The following is an 18,885-nucleotide window of genomic DNA, read 5'->3' on the forward strand; positions in this document are numbered from 1 at the left end:
CTACGTGCTCAGCGGCAGCGACACCACGAACTCACCGCTCGCCGGACCGGCCGATCCTGACGGCCGGTAGATAGCGTCACCGTCGTGGGAGCGAGCCAGCTGGCGCACGATGTAGAGCCCCAGGCCGGTGCCGCCGCGCGAGCGTCCGGTGGCGAACCGGTCGAACAGCCGCCCCTGCATGTCCTTCGGTACGCCGTCGCCGGCGTCGCTCACCGCGATCTCGACCGTGTGCTCCCCCGCGCGCCGCACCGCGACGCACACCGGGGGCGCGCCGTGCCGCAGCGCGTTGCCGACCAGGTTGTCGACCGCCTGGGCGAGCCGGTCGGGGTCGGCCTGGACGGCCAGCCCGTGCTCGGCCTCGAGCGTGATCTCGGCCTCCGGGTGGAGGCGGCGCGCCGTCGCGACCGCGGTCTCCGCCACGGTCGCGGGGTCCACCCGCTCCAGGGACAGGTCGAGGGCGCTGGCCTGCAGCCGGGAGGCCGTGAGCAGGTCGGTGAGCAGCCGGCGCAGCCGGGTGGCACTGCTGGCCATCCCTGCGAACAGCTCCTCGCGCTCCTGGTCGTCGAGCAGCGCGCCGTGCTCGCGGAGCATCTCGGCCGAGCCGGCCAGCACGCCGACCGGCGTCCGCAGCTCGTGGGCGGTGACCGCGAGGAAGTGCGCCTGGTCCTCGGCCGCGATCTGGAGCCGGGCGTTCGCCTCGGCCAGCGCGGCGGCGGCCCGCTCGCGCTCCTCGTGCAGGGCCTGGCGCTCGGTGTTGTCGCGGGTGATCTTCGCGAAGCCGACGTGGCGGCCCTTCTCGTCGTGGACCGCGCTGATGAGCACGCTCGCCCAGATCCGGCTGCCGTCCTTGCGGACCCGCCAGCCCTCCTCCTCGTAGTGCCCCTCGCGCAGGGCGACCTCGAGCTCGTGCTCGGGGTGGCCGGCCGCCTGGACGTCCGGCGGATAGAAGACGCGGAAGTGCTGACCGACGATCTCCTCGGCGGTCCAGCCCTGGATCCGCTCCGCACCCGTGTTCCAGGTCTCCACCAGGCCCTCGGGCGAGACCATGAAGATCGCGTAGTCCTCGACCGCCTCGACCAGCATCTTGAAGCTGGCCTCGCTCAGCCGCAGCTCCTCCTCGGCGGCGCGCTGCGCGGTCACGTCCTGGAGCTGGAGGAACAGGTAGAGCGGGCGGCCGGCCCCGTCGAGCACCGGCGCGACGGTGGCGACGACCCGGCGCCGGGCACCGCGCCCACCGGTCTGGTGCTCGACCTGCACGACGAAGCCGTCGCCCGCCACGATCTGCTCGAGGGCGGCGGCGAGCCGCGGTGCGGCGTCACCGGCCAGGTCGGCGTACGTGGTGCCGACCAGCTGGTCGACCGGCGTGCCCAGCAGCCGCGCCAGCTCGGCGTTCGCCCGGACCACCCGGCCGGTCAGGGTCACGGTGGCCATGCCGATCGCGGCGTCCTCGAAGACCTCGCGGAACCGCTCGAGGTGCTGGCGCAGGACCGCGGCGTCGGGGTCGTCGTCGACCGGGTCGTCGTCGGGCTCGTCCGGGGGCGCCGCGGCCGCGTCCTCGAGCACGGCCAGCAGGTCGTCGACGAGGGTGTCGAGCGAGGTGGACTTCTCGAGGTAGACCGAGGCGCCGAGCGCGACCGCCCGGTGCGCCAGCCCCTGCTCCTGGAATCCGCTGTAGACCACCACGCGGGTGCCGGGCGAGGCGACGAGCAGGTACGGCAGCGCCTCCAGCCCGTCCATCACCGGCATCGACACGTCGAGGAGCACCAGGTCGGGACGCAGCGCCCGGACGACCTCGACCGCCTCGGCGCCGTCGGCCGCCTCGCCGACCACCGCCAGCCGCCCCGACAGCCGCAGCCGGGTGCGCACCAGCGTCCGCACCTCCACCGCGTCGTCGACGATCACGATGGTCGGCAAGACGGCTCCCCCGTGTCCCTCTCCCCCGGACATGGGGGCAACCTACCTGCCCGGTCAGCGGCTGCCGAAGACCTGCACGGCGTACCAGAGCCCGTCGTCGCCCCGGCGCGCGCCGGTGCCGAGCAGGCGGAACCCGGCCCGCAGGATGTTCGCGCGGTGACCGGCCGACCGCATCCAGCCGTCCTCCACGACCGAGCGACCCGTGTCGAACCCAAAGGCGACGTTCTCGCCCGCCGAGCGCAGGTTGCAGTCGCGCAGCACCCTGCGCAGGTCCTGGTGGAAGATCCGCTCCTGCGCCGCCATCCGGGCCGCCTGGCGCTCGGCGTAGCGCTGCACGCACGACTGGTGGGTGAACAGCACCCGACCGTGGTCGGCGCGCTGCTCGTTGGTGACGGTGAAGATGTCGCGTTGGTACGTCGCGGCGGTGGTCGCCGCCGCGGCTGGGCTGAACCACCCGCTCACCGCGACGACCAGCGTCGCTGCCAGGGTCAGGGCCTTCATCGTGCCTCCCGGATCGGGCTAGACAACCCCCGACGGGACCCACCGTAGCCCCGACGCCGGCCCCGGCGGGCTCATACGGTGCGAGCCATGTCCCTGCGCCGACCTCCTGGCATGCTCTCGCGCACCTCGCTCCTCGCCGTGGTCCCGGCCGCGCTCGTCCTCGCGCTCGCGTCGACGACGACGGCGACCCACACCGCCGCCCCGGCCGCCGCCGCGGTCGTGGACGTCGGCAGCCGCGCGACGACGTACGCCCACCTCCCGACGCGCTCGGTGGTCGCCGACGGGCCGGTCGACCAGGTGGTGCACAGCGGGCACCGGGTCTACGCCCTCGGCGGGTTCGACCACGTCGGCACCTACACCGGGCCCGGCCGGGTCATCGACGTGGTGACCGGCGCCGACCTCCCGGCGCCGGTGCTGCCCGACGGGCAGGTGTCGGTCGTCGTCGGCGACGGCAACGGCGGCTGGTACGTCGGCGGGGACTTCGACATGGGCGACTACCCCGACGGGCGCGGCGGCCTGCAGCACGTGCTCGCCGACGGCACCGAGGACCCCGCCTTCGGGGTCGGCACCAACGGGCTGGTGAGCGCACTGGCCTACGACGACGGCACGCTGTGGGTCGGCGGCCAGTTCGACCGGGTCGGCACCGCGGTGCGGCACAACCTGGCGGCGGTCCGGGTCTCCGACGGGGCGGTGCGGTCCTTCCGCGCCGACCAGGACCAGCGGGTGACCGAGCTGCTGCTGGGCGACGGCCACCTCTACGTCGGCTCCGACCACGTCGAGGCGGTCGACCCGGTGACCGGCGCAGCGGTCGAGGGGTTCGAGCCGACCGCGACCGGCCCGAGCATCGGCGCCCTCGCGCTCGGGGGCGGCCTGCTCTACGTCGGCGGGCCGGACGTCATCGCGGTCGACCCGGACACCGGTGCCCCGGACGACGCCTTCCACGTCACGATCTCGGGGCAGCACACCTCGGTGCACACGCTGGCCTACGTCGGCAGCCGGCTCTACGTCGGCAGCGACGCGCCGAAGGTCGCCGGCCGCAGCGGCTACCTCGCCGCGGTGGTGCCCGGCACCGGCGCCCTGGACACGAGCTTCGACCCCCGGGTGAGTGGTGGGCGCGCGTCGTACTCGAGCACGGGCGGCGTCTTCGACCTCAGCGTGCAGGGCGAGAAGATCTGGGTCGCCGGGGCGTTCAGCTCGGCCGGCGGCAAGGCGCGCCGCGACCTCGCGGTGCTCGACACCCAGACCGGGGCGGCGCTGAGCAGCCCGAAGGTGCCCGGGTTCACCAACCAGGTCAACGCGATCACGCCCGGCGGGACCGGGCTCTACGTCGGCGGGCACTTCTTCCTCGACGAGCCCGCCGGCACGACCCGGCTCGCGGCGTTCGACGACAAGACGCTGCAGCCGGTGGCGGGCTTCCACGCCCGGGCCGCGTCCCAGTGGGGTGGCGAGCTGGTCGCCGCGCCGAACGCGCTCTACGTCGGCAAGGCGCACTTCTACGGCTACGACCCGATCACCACGCAGCCGCCGTACTACACCGACGACACCGAGGTCATCCGCGCCTACGACCGCGACACCGGCGCGGCGGACCCACGACGCACCCACCGGGTGCGGAACCTGACCGGCTTCACGACCGTCGGCAGCCGGCTGGTGGTCGCGCAGCGGCTCCGCAGCGACGTGAAGTTCCCGGGCAACCGGATCACCGTCTACGGCCCCGACGGCCGGGTCGAGCACACCTACCGGATGCCGCTGCGCGGCTACATCTCCTACCTGACCAGCGTGCAGGGCGACCTGCTGGCGGTCGGCAGCTTCAAGGCCTCGCCCGCCCACAAGCGGCCGTGGGACTCCGTGATGGTCCGGTTCGGCCTGCGCGACGGCGCCCTCCGGCTCGGCTTCGACCCGCACCTGGACGGCGCGGTCTACCACGCGGCCGTCAGCGGCGGCTCGATCTACGCGACCGGGCTCTTCAGCGACTGGTACCCCGACATCTTGAAGATGGACGCCCGCTCCAGGCACGTCGCGGCCTTCGACCCCGCCCCCTTCGACCACAACGGCGTGCTGCTGCGCACCACCGCACTGGGTGACCTGCTCTGGGTCGGCGGGAGCCAGCGGCACTACCTCAATGCCAGGACCGGCGCCGTGGTCGCCGACCCGACCCACGGCCGCGCTCACGAGACCACGTCGGTGACCCGGGTCCCCGGCGGGCTCGTGTGGGGCTCGACCACCTACGGCATCACCATGGAGGGCAGCTCCTGGAACGTGCTCGGGTACGTCGCGCGGGTGGCTCGCTGAGCGCTGTCACGCGGCCGGGTCCCGGCCGGGCGCCCGGGGTTGCTGTCGGCGAGCCCAGGTGGCGGGTCGTGTGCCTGAGACCGACCCAGAGGTAGTTCTCGAGCACACGACCCGGATCAGCGAGGGACCGGGCCGCCCTTCAGCGTCAGCGTCCGGTCGATCGTGAAGTAGCCCCGGGCGGTCACGGTGAACCGGACCTTGACGTAGTGGCCCCGGGCCAGGTCGAGGGCGCGTCCGGTGAGCCGGAGCGTCGGGTGGTGGCTCCCGAGGTAGTGGTAGAGGTCGTCCGCGTACCACCCGTAGACCAGGACCGAGACCTTGGCCGGCGCCCACTTGCCGGGGAACAGCCGGAGCAGCGCGCCGGACCGGGGCTTGCCGATGATCTTCGGCGGCTCGACCATCCGGAGATGGACCGGCCAGGCGAGCCGGACGTCCAGGCCGTCGACGGTCTCGTTCTCCTCCATGACGACGTTGGTGGCGGTCTGCACCGTGGCGGCGCCCCGGTAGCACTCGGACACGTAGCCGGGCTCGCGGTCGTCGACGAAGCACAGCCGGTAGACGCCACCAAGCAGGCCGTTGCCGATGTCGTAGTCGCCGTTGCTCGCCGTCTGGTCGTCGCCGACGTACTGCCACGTGCCCCCCTCCCGGACGTACGCCCGGACCGAGATGTCCTTCAGGGGACGGCTCCCCCGGCCGGTGACGGTGCCGGTGAGATGGCCGCCCAGCTCGAGCTGGGCGTCCTTGCCGGTGACGGTGCTGCCCGCGGTGACCTTGACGTGGGTCGCGTTCTCGTTCTCGACCACGTTGTCGTAGTACTCGGCGACGTAGTCGAAGCCCTTCTGGAAGAGCAAGATGTAGGCCCCGGGAGCCACGTTCTCCAGCTCGTAGCTCCCATCCGCACCGGAGGTGGCGGCGTAGCCGTCACACCCGTTGGGGCAGCGCACCGGGTACGCCGACACGAACGCCCCCTCGAGCGGGACACCGCCGGGGCCGGTCACGGTCCCGGTGATCCGGCCGGGCGCCTGGGCGGCCGCGTCCGCCGAACCCGTCACGGGGCCGATCCCGAGCAGCGCCGCGGCCAGGGCGGTGAGAAGGACGGTCAGACCCGAGAGCCCCCGACGGCGTGACATGCGGGGAACCCTACGAGCACGACGCCGCTCGCGCGGGGAAGTCGCCGAATCGCTGCTTCACCGCTCCGCCACCACGACGGCCGACCCTGTGGCGCCGGCGCCTCGAAGGGTGATCCGCCACGCATCCCCGCGTCGTACCCTGCCCTCAGGACTCGGGACGGAGACATCATGAAGGCGACGTGGCACGCCCTCTTCCCCGCCGTGCTCGGCGGGTCCTGCGCGATCTGGCTCCTGGTGGTCGACTCCATCAGCACCACGTGGTCGGCTCCCTGGTGGGTCCTCCTCGGCGGCGGACTCCTGGTCATCACCGTCGTCTCATCCCTTGTCAACATGCGGGTGGCCCGCCAGGAGGCCGCCGACACCGACCGGCAGCGCTGACCGTGCTCGCCTCAGCAGGGCCCGGTCGGCACGTCGGCATCGTGGTCGCGCGGACGAGCCCCGGTCACCGCTCCGCGACCACCACCGCCGACCCGGTGGCGCCGACGGTGGCCACGCCGGGCGAGCCGGGGACGGTGAGCGGGAGGTCGAGGGGTGCCTGCAGGTGCACGGTGACACGGGAGGTGGCCGGGTCCACGGCGACGTCGTACCGCAGCCCGGGGTAGCGGCCGTAGGCACCGGCGGCCGTGAGGTAGTCGTGCACCGAGGCGCGCACCGCCGCGACCGTGACGTCGAGCCGGCCCGCCGGGACGCCCTCCGTGTAGACCTCGCGGCCCGTGGCGCCGAGGTCGGCACCCCGCAGCGCCGCGCCGTCCGCGACGGTGTCGAGGCCCTGGCGCTGGAGGTACGCCGCGGACGCGTCCACCACCATCGCAACCGCCATCGCCAGCACGAAGGCGAACCCGACGATCATCAGCGTCGCCTGGCCCTGCTCAGTCCGGGCCCTCCTACCCGCCGGCACCGGTCACCTCCTGGAACTGCCCGATCGGCACTGTGTGCGTGGCGTCCAGCGCGAAGCTCGGCGCTCCCCCGCCGAGCACGTCGGGCAGCAGCGGCAGCTCGACGCGGGAGGACACCCGGACCGTGATCACCGAGGTCCCGCTGTGGCAGTCGTGCGGGTACGGCGTGCAGGTGATGCGCAGCGACAGCGGCGCACCTCCGGCCCCCTGGTCGGTCAGCGCCTGCCGCGCTGCGGCCTCCGCGCGCGACCGGCCCGTCGCATCGTCGGGGGCCAGTGCGTACGCCCGTCCCGCCGCGCGGGCCGCACCGCTGACCGCGAACGCCCCGCGCTGCACGTCGAAGACCGAGACCACGATCCACACCATCGGCAGGAGCAGCAGGACGCCCAGCCAGACCAGCTCGACCAGGGCACTACCGTCCTCGCCCCGCTCCTCACCCCGGGTGCGCCTCACGGCCGCTGCTCCTCGACCGCGTGCCCGGTGACGGTCAGGGAGACCCCCGGCCCGCCGATGCCCAGGGCCGGGACCGTCGCGTGGACGACGACCTCGACGCCAGGCGCGCCGTCGACGGTCGCGGGGTGCGCCTCGATGTCGTCGGCGAACCGCCCGGAGACCGCCCCGTCGATCTGCCGGCGGGTGCGGGCGGCACCGTCGGCCGGCCCGCGATCGAGGGTGGCGGCGTACCGCGCCCCCTCCGACGCCGCGGACGCCAGCGTGTTGCGCACGTGCATGACGAGCGCGACCTGCAGGACCCCGAGGAAGACCGGCACCAGCACCACGAGCACCAGCACGAAGTCGACGACCGCGGACCCCCGCTCCCCGCGCGGGCGGGACATCGGCGCTACTTCACCTGCTCCAGCGCCGAGCTGAGCATCGACTGCAGCTGGGGCCGGGCGACCGCCGTGATCGCGACGACCAGCCCCGCGGTCATGACCGTGATCATCACCCAGCCCGGCACGTCGCCGCGCTCGTCGCGCACGCGTGGCACGGTCAGGGCGAGGTAGAGCCGGGTGAGGATGGTGCCGAGGTGTTCCATCGATTCCTCCTGGTCGGGGATCACGTGGTCAGGCTGAGGCCGATGACGCCGGGCCAGAAGGCGAACAACACGGTCACCGGCAGCACGAGGAACACCACCGGGACCATCATGAAGACCTCCTTGCGGGCCGCGGTCTCGATCAGCTCGCGGCGGCCGGCCTCGCGGACGTCGGCGGCCTGGGCGTGCAGGACGTCGGACAGCGGGGTGCCGCGCTCGACCGCGACCGCGACGCCCTGGGCGAACCGGGCGACGAGCGGCAGGCCGGTCGATGCCGCCATCCGGTCGAACGCCGCGCCGACCGGCTCGCCGGTGCGGATGTCGGCGAGCACGCGGGCGAGATCGGTGGACAGCTCGCCGCCGCTGCGGCGTACGACGCGGTCGAGCGCGGCGACCGGGCCCTCGCCGGCGGCGACCGCCAGCGCGAGCAGCTCGGCGACGGTCGGGAACTCGGCGAGGATGCGGCGCTCGCGGGCCCGGACCTGGCTGGTCAGCCACGTGTCGCGGGCGAGCACCCCGGAGACGAACGCGATCGCGCAGACGACCGTCCAGGTCAGGACCGGCCCGGGTGCGGTGAGCATCCGCAGCAGCGCGACCGCGGCGGCCGCCGCGAACGCGACGACGCCCCAGAGCACCTGCTCGACGCGGAAGTCGTGGACGCTCTTGTCGATGTCGGCCCGCTCGAGGCGGCGCCGCACCGACGTCGCCCCTCCGAGCACCCGCTCGACCGCGTCGGCAGCCGGGCGGGTCAGCGCCTCGACCAGGCCCCCGCTCGACGGGACCGGTCGCGGCACCGGACCGGAGTGCGGCAGATCGCGCACGTAGGGCAGCACCCGGACGGCGAGCTGCGGTCGCCGGAGCACCCGCACCCGCGTGGCGACGAGCAGCGCCCCGGCGCCGAGGAGTCCGCCGAGCACCGCGCCCCACCAGGCGGGGGTCACGAGAGGATCCGCCGTTCGAGGGGCAGCCGCCCGATCCGCATCATCAGCCGGTAGGCGATCACGCACGCGACCGCGCCGACGGTCAGCACCACCACGCCCGTCGCCGATGCGTACCGGTGGATCACGTCGGACTGGAAGGACATGAGCAGCAGCACGAGCCAGGGAGACGCGACCGCCAGGCGGGCGCCGTTCACGCTCCAGGCCTGGCGGGCCTCGAGCTCGGAGCGGGTGCGGGCGTCGTCGCGCAGGTACGACGACAGGTTGCGCAGCAGCCGCCCCAGCTCGCCCCCGCCGACCTCCCGGGCGATCCGCAGCCCCTCGACGACGCGGTCGCCGACCGGGTCGGCCAGCCGCTCCTTGAGCCGGTCGAGGCTCTCGCCGAACCGGCCGGTGACCTGGTAGTCCAGCGCGAACTGGTCGAACGCCGGCCGCAACGGCTCGGGCCCGCGGACGCCCAGCGCGGCCAGGGCGTCGGGCAGTGACATCCCGGCGCGGACGCCCGACACGAGGTTGTCGACCGCCTCGGGCCACACCTCGGCCAGCTCGCGCTGACGCCGGCGGGCGCGGCCGGAGATCACCGCGACCGGCGCCCACGCCCCCATCAGGCCGAACGCGACCGCCACCGGCGGTGTCCGCGACACGACCTGGAGGACGAGGGTCGTCACGACACCGCACACGACGCAGAGCGCGACGAAGGTCGGGACCGGCACCTGACCGAGCCCGGCCCGGGCGAGCAGCTCGGTCGCGCGGCCCGTCGTACGCGCCGGCGCGCTCGGCGACCGCGGCAGGAAGAAGGCGCTCCAGACGAGCATCAGGCCGATGCCGACACCGAGCCCCACCAGCGCGCCCACCTCAGCGCTCCGCCGACAGGATGCGGTGCACGTCGACGCCGATCCGCTCGTAGCGTTCCGGGTGCGGTGGACGGCCGCCGGTGCCGCGCAGCTCGCCGCCGCGGCGCTCGAAGATCGGCTCGGTCTCGATGACGTCGTGCTCGACCCGGCCGGTGACGCCGACGACCTCGTTGACCCGGCGTACGCCGTGGTGGTCGATGCCCAGGTGCACGACCAGGTCGACGCTGCTGGCGACGGTGGGGACGACGAAGCGGGCCGAGATGTTCTCGCCGGCCAGCAGCGGTAGCGTGCACATCTTGACCAGCGCCTCGCGCGCCGAGTTGGCGTGGATCGTGCACATGCCGGGCAGCCCGGCGTTGAGGGCGAGCAGCAGGTCGAGGCACTCCTCGGCGCGGACCTCGCCGACGATGATGCGGCTCGGCCGCATTCGCAGGCTCTCCTTGACCAGCTCGCGCAGCCGGATCTCACCGGTGCCCTCCAGGCCCGACTGCCGGGTCTGGAGCGCCACCCAGTCGGGGTGCGGGAACCTGAGCTCGAAGACCTCCTCGGCACTGACGACCCGCTCACCGCCGGGGATCGCGGCCGCGAGGCAGTTGAGCGCGGTGGTCTTCCCCGCCTGCGTGCCGCCGGCGACGAGGATGTTGAGACCGGCGCGGACGCTGGCCTCGAGGAACGCGGCCGCGCGCGGCGTCATCGACCCGAGCTCGACGAGGTCGTGCAGCCGCACGGCGCGCAGCACGAACTTGCGGATGTTGACCGCCGAGAAGCCGCGGCTGATCCCCTCCAGCACGACGTGCAGCCGATGGCCCTCGGGGAGCATGGCGTCGACGAACGGGCGGCTCAGGTCGATGCGCCGGCCGCTCGATTTGAGCATCCGCTCGACGAGCTCCTGGACCTGCGCGCTGGTGAGCACCAGGTTGGTCAGCTCGTGACGGCCGTTGCGGGCGATGAACACGCGGCTGGGGTCGTTGATCCAGACCTCCTCGACCGCCGGGTCGTCGAGGAACGGCTGCAGCGGCCCGAAGCCCGACACCCGCGCGACCAGCTCGCCGACCATCGAGTCGACGTCGGGCACCGGCGCGACCTGACCGGTCAGGCTGCGGTCGTCGTGGGCGCGGACGACGCGCTCCGCGATGCGACGTACGACGGCGGCCTCGCGCTGCGGGTCCACGGCCTCGCGCCGCACCAGCTCGCGGACGTGCTGGTCGAGCTGCTCGACGAGGTCGTCGTGCGCGCCCGCCGCGCGTGCGGACGGATGGGTGAGTGACATGTGGTAGCCCCCGAGACGGAACCAGTGCTGGTCAGTCTTACCGGCCGCGCTCCATCGTTAAACCGCGGCGCCGACAACCTGTGGACAACGGGGCCAGTGAGGCGCAGGAGGCGGCGTACCGGTCCAGCCGGGCCACCTCTGGCATTGCCGAGGTGGTGCGCGCGATGGGAGCGTCGGCGCATGACGCAGAGCTTCGAGGACGCCGCCACCGGGTTCTACGCCGCACTCGGCGCGGTGCTGGCCGGTGACGCCGGGCCGATGTGCGAGCTCTGGTCGCACGAGGACGACGTGAGCTACATGAGCCCGTTCGGCGAGCTGCTGCACGGCTGGGAGCCGATCCGGGCGTCCTGGCAGGCGCAGGCCGACGCCCGGCTCGGCGGTGAGGTCCGCGGCGAGGAGCTGCACCTGGTCGAGGGCGACCTGCTGGGCTTCGCGGTCGGGTTCGAGCGCGGTGAGGTGCACGTCGACGGCCGGCCCCAGTCGGTCGACATCCGCGCGACCAGCCTCTTCCGCCGCGAGGGCGGCCGGTGGCGGATGGTCGGGCACCACACCGATCCGCTCGGCTGAGCATCTGGCCTCGGCCCGGGTCCGGGGTCGCCGCCGGCGGGGGGCCGGGACGTCATACGACCTGGTCGCCCCGACAACCACCCCGCAGGACATCCCCCGCGCGGCGCCGGGACGTCATACGACCCGGTCGCCCCCACAACCACCCCGCAGGACATCCCCCGCGCGGCGCCGGGACGTCATACAACCCGGTCGCCCCCACAACCACCCCGCATGACATCCCACCAGGTCGGCGGCCGCGCCCAGGAACACCCAGGTTGTCAGGCTCTTCATGACGTTGTCAGGGGTTGCAACCCCTGACAACGTCATGAAGAGCCTGACAACCCCGGATGAATCCCCGGCTGACCGGGGATTCATCCACCCCGCGCCCGCCGCTGGGAGCGGGGGATGGAGCGGAGGAAGCCGGTGCCCCAGGACAGGTGCATGGTGGCGACCACGAGGGGCAGCAGCAGGCGGGAGCGGCGGCCGAGGCCGCGGCCGATCCAGGCGGTGGCGGCGAGTACGCCGGCGGCGTAGCCGACCGGGGCGAGCAGGCCGAGGAGGCCGAGCCACGCCCACGGCACCCCGAGCAGCCCACCCAGCAGCCCGGCGAGCCCGAGCATCGCGCCGAGAGCGACGAGAGCCGTCACCACCGGGGCGGCGAGGTAGCGGAAGCTGGCGGTGTCGGGGTGCGCCTCGACGATCTGCCGGCGCCACTGCCCCGAGGTGTAGAACTGCCGGCGCAGCGCCCGGAAGGTACGGCGCGGCCGGTAGGTGACCGCGAGGTCGGGGGTGAACCAGACCGTGTGGCCGGCGGCGCAGATGCGGTAGTTGAGCTCCCAGTCCTGCGCCCGGCGGTAGTGCTCGTCGAAGCCACCGAGCTCGACCAGCACGTCGCGGCGGAAGGCGCCGAGGTAGACCGTGCGCGCCGGGCCGGGCTCGCCGCCGACGTGGAACTTCGAGCCGCCGATGCCCAGCGGCGAAGTCATCGCCGCCGCGACCGCGCGCCCGAAGTCGGTGTCGCCCTCCACGCGCATCATCCCGCCGACGTTCGCCGCGCCGGTGGTCTCGAGCAGGTGCACGACGTCGCGCAGGTAGCCCGGGGGCAGCAGGCCGTGGGCGTCCACCCGCACGACGTAGGGGTGCTGGGACGCGGCGATCGCGGCGTTGAGCGCCTGCGGCGTGCGGCCGACCGGGTTCTCGACCAGCGTGATCCGCGAGTCCTTGGCCGCGAGCCGGTTGGCGATCGCGGCGGTGCGGTCGCGGCTCGGGCCGACGGCCAGGACGACCTCGACCTCGCCGTCGTACTCCTGCTCAAGGACGTGCCGGACCGCCTGGGCGAGGTAGCGCTGCTCGTTGAGCACCGGCATCACCACCGACACCGGCGGCGCGACCGGGCGGGTGACCGGGCGGTCGCGCCGAACGGTCGGCGACTCGAGGTCGACGATCCTCATGCCAGCACCTCCTCGTACGTCGACGCGAGCCCCTCGACCAGCGACGACCAGTCCCGCTCGTTGCGCACCCACGTGCGCGCGGACTCGCCGAGCTTGGCGCGCAGGTCGGGCTCGTCGAGGAGCCGCTCGAGGGTGCGCGCGAGGCCGGCGGCCGAGCCCTTCTCGAAGACCAGGCCGGTGGTGCCGTCGGCGACGATCTCGGTGAGGGCGGCGACCGACGAGACGACGACCGCCTTGCCCATCGCCATCGACTCGAACGGCTTGATCGGCGAGATCAGCTCGCAGACCGGCAGCGGCAGCCGTGGGAACGGCGCGACGTCGACCAGCGACAGGTAGCGGCCGACCTCCTCGTGCGGCACCCGGCCGGTGAGGACCACGACCCGCTGCAGGCCCAGCCGGTCGACGGTCGCGCGGACGGCCGCCTCGTGCGGGCCGTCGCCGACTACGAGCAGCCGGAAGTCCGACCGCCGTGCGGCGAGCGCGGCGACCGCCTCCAGCAGCAGCTCGAGGCCCTCGTAGTCGACCAGGCTGCCGGCGTACCCGATCACCGTGGTGCCGCGCAGGCCGAGCGCCTCCTCGAGCTCGGCGTCGCGCGGGCGCGGCTCGAAGAGGTGGGTGTGCACGCCGTTGGGCAGCACGACCAGCTTGTCCTCGGGCACCCCGCGCGCCGCCATCTCCCGGCGCAGCGCCTCGGTGATGACCAGGACGCGCGCCGCACCGGCGCAGGACGCCAGCTCGACGGTGTCGAGGAACCGGTCCCGGTCGCTGCCCGCGAAGCCGGGGTCCCGCGAGACCTTCATCAGGTCCTCGAGCCCGCGCATCTCGTAGACGTACGGGAGGCCCAGCCGGGCGGCCGCGGCGCGGGTGGCCAGGCCGTTGACGTGGAAGCTGGAGGCGTGCAGCAGCGCCGGGCGGTGCCGCCGGGCGTGCTGGGTCAGGGCGGCGGCGTAGCGGTCGACGTACGCCGTCAGCGGGTGCTGCGGGTAGGGCCCCGGCTCCTGCGTGGCCAGCACCCGGTGGTAGCAGACCCCGTCGACGTCGTCGTACGCCGCGACGCGGCGCGGGTCGCTGCGCGACCAGCGGTCGTAGGGGAACCCGAGCCGGGTGACGGCCTCGACGTCCCAGCCGAGGCCCTGAAGACCGGTGAGGAAGCCGTGCGACCGGGTGGCGTAGCCGCCGGAGCGGTGCGGCAGCGACTGGGCCAGCGCGGCCAGGACGGTGCGCGGGCGCGGGTCGAAGCCGTGCCCGACGACCGCGGGGGCGGTCCATCCGTCGCGGACGACGGCCAGGTCGTCGGCGGCCTTGAGCCAGGTCTCGCGGGCGTAGCGGTCGTCGGGGTGCCGGGCGAGGGCCTGCCCGGCGAGCCGCTTCGCGGCACCGGCGTGCCCGGCGGCGAGTGCCCGCGAGGCCGCACGGCGCAGCTCGAGCGCGACCGCGCGACGCTGCGCGACCCGGGACCCGCCCGCGATCCGCCGATCGGCGTAGTCGGCCAGGACCTCCCAGTCCCGGCGCCGGTCCAGCGCCCGGGCGACCACGAGCAGGGGCCGCCGCAGCTGGTTGGTCACCTGGTCGAGCCGGGTGGCGAGCTCCTCGGGCGCCGCCTCGACCAGGTCGAGCTCGGCGTGGACCGCGAGCACGTCCTCGTCGTAGCCCGGCAGGTCCCAGGCGAGCAGGTTGGCGCGGAAGCGTCGTACGTCGTCGTGGCCGGCCTGCCGCAGCACGGCGAGGACGGCGAGGACCGAGGCCTTGTTGCGCGGGCGGGTGTCGACCAGCGCCGCCACCGCGACGGCGGCCTCCTCGGGGTCGCCGCAGGCGAGCGCGACGCGGGCGTGCACGAGGCGCGCCGCGAAGGTCGGCTCGGTGGCGACAGCCGCCCGGGCGGCGGCCAGCGCGTCGGTCGTCGTGCCGGTGCGCTCGTGCACCTCGGCCGCGACCGCCCAGGCCCGCGAGCCCGCGGGCGACCCCGCGGCGGCGCCGTCGAGCAGCGGCGTCACCAGCGCCAGCGCCCCGTCGGGGTCGCGGTCGGCCACCAGCCGGCGGTGCGCCTCGGCGGCGTGCGCCCGGCCGACCGTCGCCTGCCACCACTCGGGGCCGCGGTCGGCGGGGACGACCGCGGAGGCGCGGGCGGCGTGCTTGCGGGCGGCCCGCCTCGCCTGGACCCGGAACGACATCTCAGACCTCCACCTGCGACCGCGGGTCGCCGTAGAACGCCAGCCGCCCGGCCGCGGTGAGGAACGTGGCGTCCTCGACGGTCCAGGTGTGCGCCGTGCGGTCCTCGCCGCGCACGCTGACGAAGTTGAACCGGTCGGCCGACCAGATCGGCACTCCGGCCGCGATCGCGCGGTCGAGGATGTCGGAGTCGACCGCGCGCGGCAGGTCGCCGAAGCGCAGCTCGCGCACGACGTCGCCGGCGAAGAGCATCGAGCCGCCCTGGATCCGCCGCGCCCAGGTGTGCTCGGCGTCGGGGTAGCGCAGCACGACGGCGCCCGAGGACCGCAACCACACGTAGTGCGCCCATTTGCCGGCGATGCCGGCACCCTGGGCGTCCAGCGCCGCGACCAGGTCGGACAGGTAGTGGGTGCCGTAGTGGTTGTCGTCGTCCATCTTGGCGACCAGGTCACCGCCGGCCGCGTCGACGCCCAGGTTGAGGCAGGCACCCAGCGTCAGGTGGCCCGGTGCGCGCACCACCTCCAGCTGCGGTACGTCGTGGGCGCGGGCCCGGGCCTGCAGCTCGGCCTCGGGCAGGTCGAGGCCGTGCAGGACGAGGACCAGCTCGGTGGAGCGGTGGGCCTGCCGGCCGACGTTCGCGAGCACCTGGTCGACCTCGTGCTCGCGGTTGGTCGGCACGATGGCCGAGACGGTGGGGGGCGGCGGCGCGGGCTCCTCGTGGCCGAGGGAGGCCAGCAGCGTGCGGGCCCGGTCGGCGAACGTGTGCCCGTCGAGCACCGCACGACGCTGGCGCAGCGCCTCGCGGTCGGCGAGCTCGGGGTGGTGGAGCCGGGCGACCACCTCGGCGCGCACGGCTGCCGGGGTGGCGGGCCGCGACGCCTCGAGGCCGTCCGGCAGCGGCAGCCCGTCGAGGGAGACGACGGGGGTGCCGGCGGCCGCGGCCTCGAGCACGGCCCAGGTGTCGCGAGGGCTGCGTCGCGGACCATCGACGACGACGGCGGCCTGCGCGACGGCGGCGGCCAGGTCGCCGTCGTGGCCGCGGCGGGCCACAGCGCCGAGGGCGGCGGGCAGCACGCCGCGGACCGGGAGGTCGTCGGCGAGCAGCAGCACGTCGACGCGGTCGGCGACCGGCGCGAGGCCCGGGGCGAGCACGGCGGCGACCGGTCCGGCCGCGAGCTCGTCGCTCGCGCCGGACACGACCAGCAGCGCGGCGGCGTCCTCACCCGCGGGGCGCTCCACGCGCGGTCCCCGCCGAGCAGCGGCCGCAGGAGGCAGCAGCCGCGCGTCCGGCACCAGCGCCCGCCAGGCGTCGGCGAGGTCGGCGACGTGCAGAACGGTCGCCGCCGCCAGCACCCGGGACCAGGCCGCGGTCGCGTCGAGCCCGCTCGGCGGCCGGCCGGAGGTCACCCACACCGCGACCGGTACGTCGGCGGCCGTCGCGGCCTCCAGCAGCTCGCGGACCAGGGGGTCACCGGCGGCGCCGACGCCGGGCACGCGCCCGTCGGCGACCTCGACCAGCAGCAGGTCCGCGCCGCGGACCGAGGCCGGGTCGGCGGGGATCTGGTGCCACTGGTCGGCCAGACCACGCCGGAGCCGGCCCGATCCGGCGACGGCGACCCGCAGGTCGGGGCGCACGACGACCGGCTCGGGCGGGAGCTGCCACGCGGGCGCGGCCGGGGGCACCGGCCGCAGCCGGCGTACCCGGTCCCGCAGCACGCTGACGGTCGTGCTGCGCACGGCCGGGGCGCTCATGCCCCGACCCCCGCGCGTTGCAGCGCCTCGTCGAGCCGTGGCGCGAGCGACTCGATGTAGGTCTTGGTGAGGTGGGACCCCTGGCGGTAGATCAGGACGTTCCCGATCACGGGTGGGCACTGCGAGGACGGGCAGATCCAGTCGACCAGGTCGATGAACGGCACGTCGGCCTCCTGCGCCGCCGCCTCCTGGGTGGGTGCGCCGCTGGCGGCGACCCCCTTCGCCCGGTCGTAGGTGCACTGGGTGAGGTCGTCGGGGTGCTCGGCGACGCACGCGTAGACCTCGGTGAACGTCTGCGGGGTGTCGGCGAGCACGACCACCTTCACGCCGGCGTCGCGGATCCGGCTCCAGGTGTCGACCATCGCGTGCCGCATGGCGTCCTCGCTGAGGGTGAGGTCGCCGTCCTGTCCCCCGACCACGCCCTCGGACCGCTGGCCGGCCGTCACCACGACGTCGGGCTGGTCCGGCCCGGTCAGCTTGTCGAGGACCTTGTCGGTCCACTCCCGGCAGGTGCTGTAGACGTCGCCGTCCAGCGAGGTCTCGACGGTGGCGAACTGGCACGCGGACTTGGTGTAGGTCTCGATACGCCAGTCGTTCTGCTCGGCGAGCACCTGGAACGCCGGCACCCACTGGGCCGCCTTGGAGTCGCCGACCACGGCGACCGTCAGCTTCGCGTCCGCCGGCCCGTAGGTGCACGACACCGGGTCGCTGGAGTCGACGTCGACCTGGCAGCCCTTCGCGTAGAGGTCGGGCACGTCCTCGGTCGCCCGCAGAGGGTCGGGCGTGATCCCGCCGCTGACCTGGGCGGTGACGTCACCGGCCGGGTCGGTCGTCGGGTGCGACGACAGCGCCGCCGCGCCTCGCGCGTCGACTACCGTCGTCGCCGACGTGGCGTTCGAGAACAGCACGATCAGCGCCAGCCCGGCGGCCGCGCCGACGAGGGTCGCGTTGGCGCCGACGCTCAGCGCCATCCGCGGGACCTGGCTCAGGAGCTTCGAGCTGCGCAGCGGGTTCTCGACCAGGTGGAAGGTCAGCCAGGCCGGCACGATCGAGAAGGTGACGATGGCGAGGCCGGCGGCCACCGAGATCCCGCCGAAGTGCTCGCGGGCCACGATGAGCAGCGGCCAGTGCCAGAGGTAGAGCGAGTAGGTCAGGTAGCCGATGAACAGCATGAACCGGTTGCCGAGGATCCGGACCGGGCCGGACCGCCCGGCGGCCACGCCACCGGCGATGAGCAGGCCCGCTCCGACGGTCGGGACCAGCGCGGCGAAGCCGGGCCAGGTCATGTCCGCGTTGTAGAGGCGTCCGCTGAGCAGCACCAGCGCGAGGCCGCCCCAGGCGAGGGCCGCGCCGAGCCGCGCCGGCATCCGGTCGAGCCGGGAGGCGAGGATCGCGACGAACGCGCCGATGGTGAACTCCCAGATCCGGGTGGTCGTGACGAAGTAGGACCGCTCCGGCTGGGCCACCGCCATGTAGCCCGCCCAGGCCAGGGAGGGGACGGCGACGGCGGTGAGCGCGACCAGCATCACGGCCTTGCGGCGGACACCGAAGCGGGCCGCGACCACCACCGCCAGCAGCACCAGCAGCGGCCACAGCAGGTAGAACTGCTCCTCCACCGCGAGCGACCAGTAGTGCTGGACGGGCGAGGGGGTCACGTCCTCGGCGAGGTAGTCCACCGACCGGTCGGCGAGCCGCCAGTTGATGACGTAGAGCGCCGAGGCGACGATGTCACCGCCGATCACGTCCCACTTGATCCGTGGGATCCAGAGCCAGGTCATCACGGCGGTCGCGGCCAGGACCAGCGAGCTGGCCGGCAGCAGGCGCTTCGCGCGCCGGGCGTAGAACCCGACCAGCGACACGCTGCCGTCGCGGTCGGCCTCCTTCATCAGCTGGCCGGTGATGACGAAGCCGGAGATGACGAAGAAGACGTCGACGCCGACGAAGCCGCCGGGGAAGAGCATCAGGCCCGCGTGGTAGGGCAGGACGAGGAAGGTCGCGACGGCGCGCAGGCCCTCGATGTCCTTGCGGATCCGGCTGTTGCGGGCGCCACCGGTGCGGTCCGCGCGCCGGCGGCCGCCTTGGGCGGAGGCCTTGCCGGTGGCGTCGTCGTGGTCGAGGGCGGGGTCGAGGGTGAGCGTCATC

General features: G+C 74.3%; 17 protein-coding genes. 3 read left to right on the top strand and 14 right to left on the bottom strand.

Annotation, left to right across the window (positions count from 1 at the left end):
* Together ACILRH_RS10085 and ACILRH_RS10090 are read right to left on the bottom strand one after the other, a co-directional pair.
* Window positions 1-1,947 carry a PAS domain S-box protein gene (locus tag ACILRH_RS10085; RefSeq protein ID WP_395692928.1) on the bottom strand — a complete coding sequence of 649 codons (1,947 nt, stop codon included), beginning with the start codon at window positions 1,945-1,947 and terminating at the stop codon, window positions 1-3.
* A gap of 21 nt (window positions 1,948-1,968) precedes the next feature.
* Window positions 1,969-2,415 carry a CAP domain-containing protein gene (locus ACILRH_RS10090; protein WP_395692929.1) on the bottom strand — a complete coding sequence of 149 codons (447 nt, stop codon included), beginning with the start codon at window positions 2,413-2,415 and terminating at the stop codon, window positions 1,969-1,971.
* Between the two features lie 87 nt (window positions 2,416-2,502).
* On the opposite strand from ACILRH_RS10090, the gene ACILRH_RS10095 reads away from it, so the two are divergent.
* Window positions 2,503-4,704, top strand: a complete 2,202-nt coding sequence (locus ACILRH_RS10095; protein ID WP_395692931.1) for a hypothetical protein — start codon at window positions 2,503-2,505, stop codon at window positions 4,702-4,704.
* Window positions 4,705-4,820: 116 nt separating this feature from the next.
* On the opposite strand, the gene ACILRH_RS10100 is transcribed toward ACILRH_RS10095, so the two are convergent.
* Window positions 4,821-5,834, bottom strand: a complete 1,014-nt coding sequence (locus ACILRH_RS10100) for a carboxypeptidase-like regulatory domain-containing protein (protein ID WP_395692933.1) — start codon at window positions 5,832-5,834, stop codon at window positions 4,821-4,823.
* Window positions 5,835-6,002: 168 nt separating this feature from the next.
* Here ACILRH_RS10100 and ACILRH_RS10105 point away from each other — a divergent pair, with 168 nt between their 5' ends.
* A complete protein-coding gene (locus ACILRH_RS10105; protein ID WP_395692934.1) occupies window positions 6,003-6,212 on the top strand; it encodes a hypothetical protein in 210 nt (69 codons plus the stop codon).
* Between the two features lie 64 nt (window positions 6,213-6,276).
* On the opposite strand, the gene ACILRH_RS10110 is transcribed toward ACILRH_RS10105, so the two are convergent.
* The 7 genes from ACILRH_RS10110 to ACILRH_RS10140 are packed head-to-tail and all read right to left on the bottom strand — an operon-like array spanning window position 6,277 to window position 10,825.
* On the bottom strand, window positions 6,277-6,732 hold the full coding sequence (locus ACILRH_RS10110) for a pilus assembly protein TadG-related protein (RefSeq protein WP_395692936.1): 456 nt from the start codon (window positions 6,730-6,732) through the stop codon (window positions 6,277-6,279).
* Entirely contained in the window at window positions 6,719-7,183 is a 465-nt protein-coding gene (locus ACILRH_RS10115) for a hypothetical protein (protein WP_395692938.1), read from the bottom strand. Before ACILRH_RS10115 ends, ACILRH_RS10110 begins: the two co-directional genes overlap by 14 nt.
* Complete coding sequence (locus ACILRH_RS10120; protein ID WP_395692939.1) at window positions 7,180-7,566, bottom strand: TadE/TadG family type IV pilus assembly protein; 387 nt, start codon at window positions 7,564-7,566, stop codon at window positions 7,180-7,182. The genes ACILRH_RS10115 and ACILRH_RS10120 overlap by 4 nt, the downstream gene beginning before the upstream one ends.
* A gap of 5 nt (window positions 7,567-7,571) precedes the next feature.
* Complete coding sequence (locus ACILRH_RS10125) at window positions 7,572-7,766, bottom strand: hypothetical protein (protein ID WP_395692940.1); 195 nt, start codon at window positions 7,764-7,766, stop codon at window positions 7,572-7,574.
* 20 nt (window positions 7,767-7,786) lie between these two features.
* A complete protein-coding gene (locus ACILRH_RS10130; protein ID WP_395692942.1) occupies window positions 7,787-8,704 on the bottom strand; it encodes a type II secretion system F family protein in 918 nt (305 codons plus the stop codon).
* A complete protein-coding gene (locus ACILRH_RS10135) occupies window positions 8,701-9,555 on the bottom strand; it encodes a type II secretion system F family protein (protein ID WP_395692944.1) in 855 nt (284 codons plus the stop codon). The genes ACILRH_RS10130 and ACILRH_RS10135 overlap by 4 nt, the downstream gene beginning before the upstream one ends.
* Before the next feature lies 1 nt (window position 9,556).
* Window positions 9,557-10,825, bottom strand: a complete 1,269-nt coding sequence (locus ACILRH_RS10140; protein WP_395692946.1) for a CpaF family protein — start codon at window positions 10,823-10,825, stop codon at window positions 9,557-9,559.
* A 180-nt stretch (window positions 10,826-11,005) separates the two neighbouring features.
* On the opposite strand from ACILRH_RS10140, the gene ACILRH_RS10145 reads away from it, so the two are divergent.
* Window positions 11,006-11,392, top strand: coding sequence for a YybH family protein (locus ACILRH_RS10145; RefSeq protein ID WP_395692948.1), 387 nt, complete (start codon window positions 11,006-11,008; stop codon window positions 11,390-11,392).
* Window positions 11,393-11,742: 350 nt separating this feature from the next.
* Here ACILRH_RS10145 and ACILRH_RS10150 read toward each other — a convergent pair whose 3' ends face one another.
* From ACILRH_RS10150 to ACILRH_RS10165, 4 genes are read right to left on the bottom strand one after another with little or no spacing between them, the layout of a single operon-like run.
* Window positions 11,743-12,822: a glycosyltransferase family 2 protein gene (locus tag ACILRH_RS10150; protein ID WP_395692949.1), complete on the bottom strand. Its 1,080-nt coding sequence runs from the start codon at window positions 12,820-12,822 to the stop codon at window positions 11,743-11,745.
* Window positions 12,819-14,993, bottom strand: coding sequence for a glycosyltransferase family 4 protein (locus ACILRH_RS10155; RefSeq protein WP_395692951.1), 2,175 nt, complete (start codon window positions 14,991-14,993; stop codon window positions 12,819-12,821). The genes ACILRH_RS10150 and ACILRH_RS10155 overlap by 4 nt, the downstream gene beginning before the upstream one ends.
* 1 nt (window position 14,994) lies before the next feature.
* Complete coding sequence (locus ACILRH_RS10160) at window positions 14,995-16,743, bottom strand: glycosyltransferase (protein ID WP_395692952.1); 1,749 nt, start codon at window positions 16,741-16,743, stop codon at window positions 14,995-14,997.
* On the bottom strand, window positions 16,740-18,884 hold the full coding sequence (locus ACILRH_RS10165) for an acyltransferase family protein (protein ID WP_395692954.1): 2,145 nt from the start codon (window positions 18,882-18,884) through the stop codon (window positions 16,740-16,742). The genes ACILRH_RS10160 and ACILRH_RS10165 overlap by 4 nt, the downstream gene beginning before the upstream one ends.
* Window position 18,885 lies beyond the last annotated feature (1 nt).

Origin of the sequence: Nocardioides sp. (assembly GCF_044226765.1) — a bacterium.
Taxonomy (GTDB): Bacteria; Actinomycetota; Actinomycetes; order Propionibacteriales; family Nocardioidaceae; genus Nocardioides.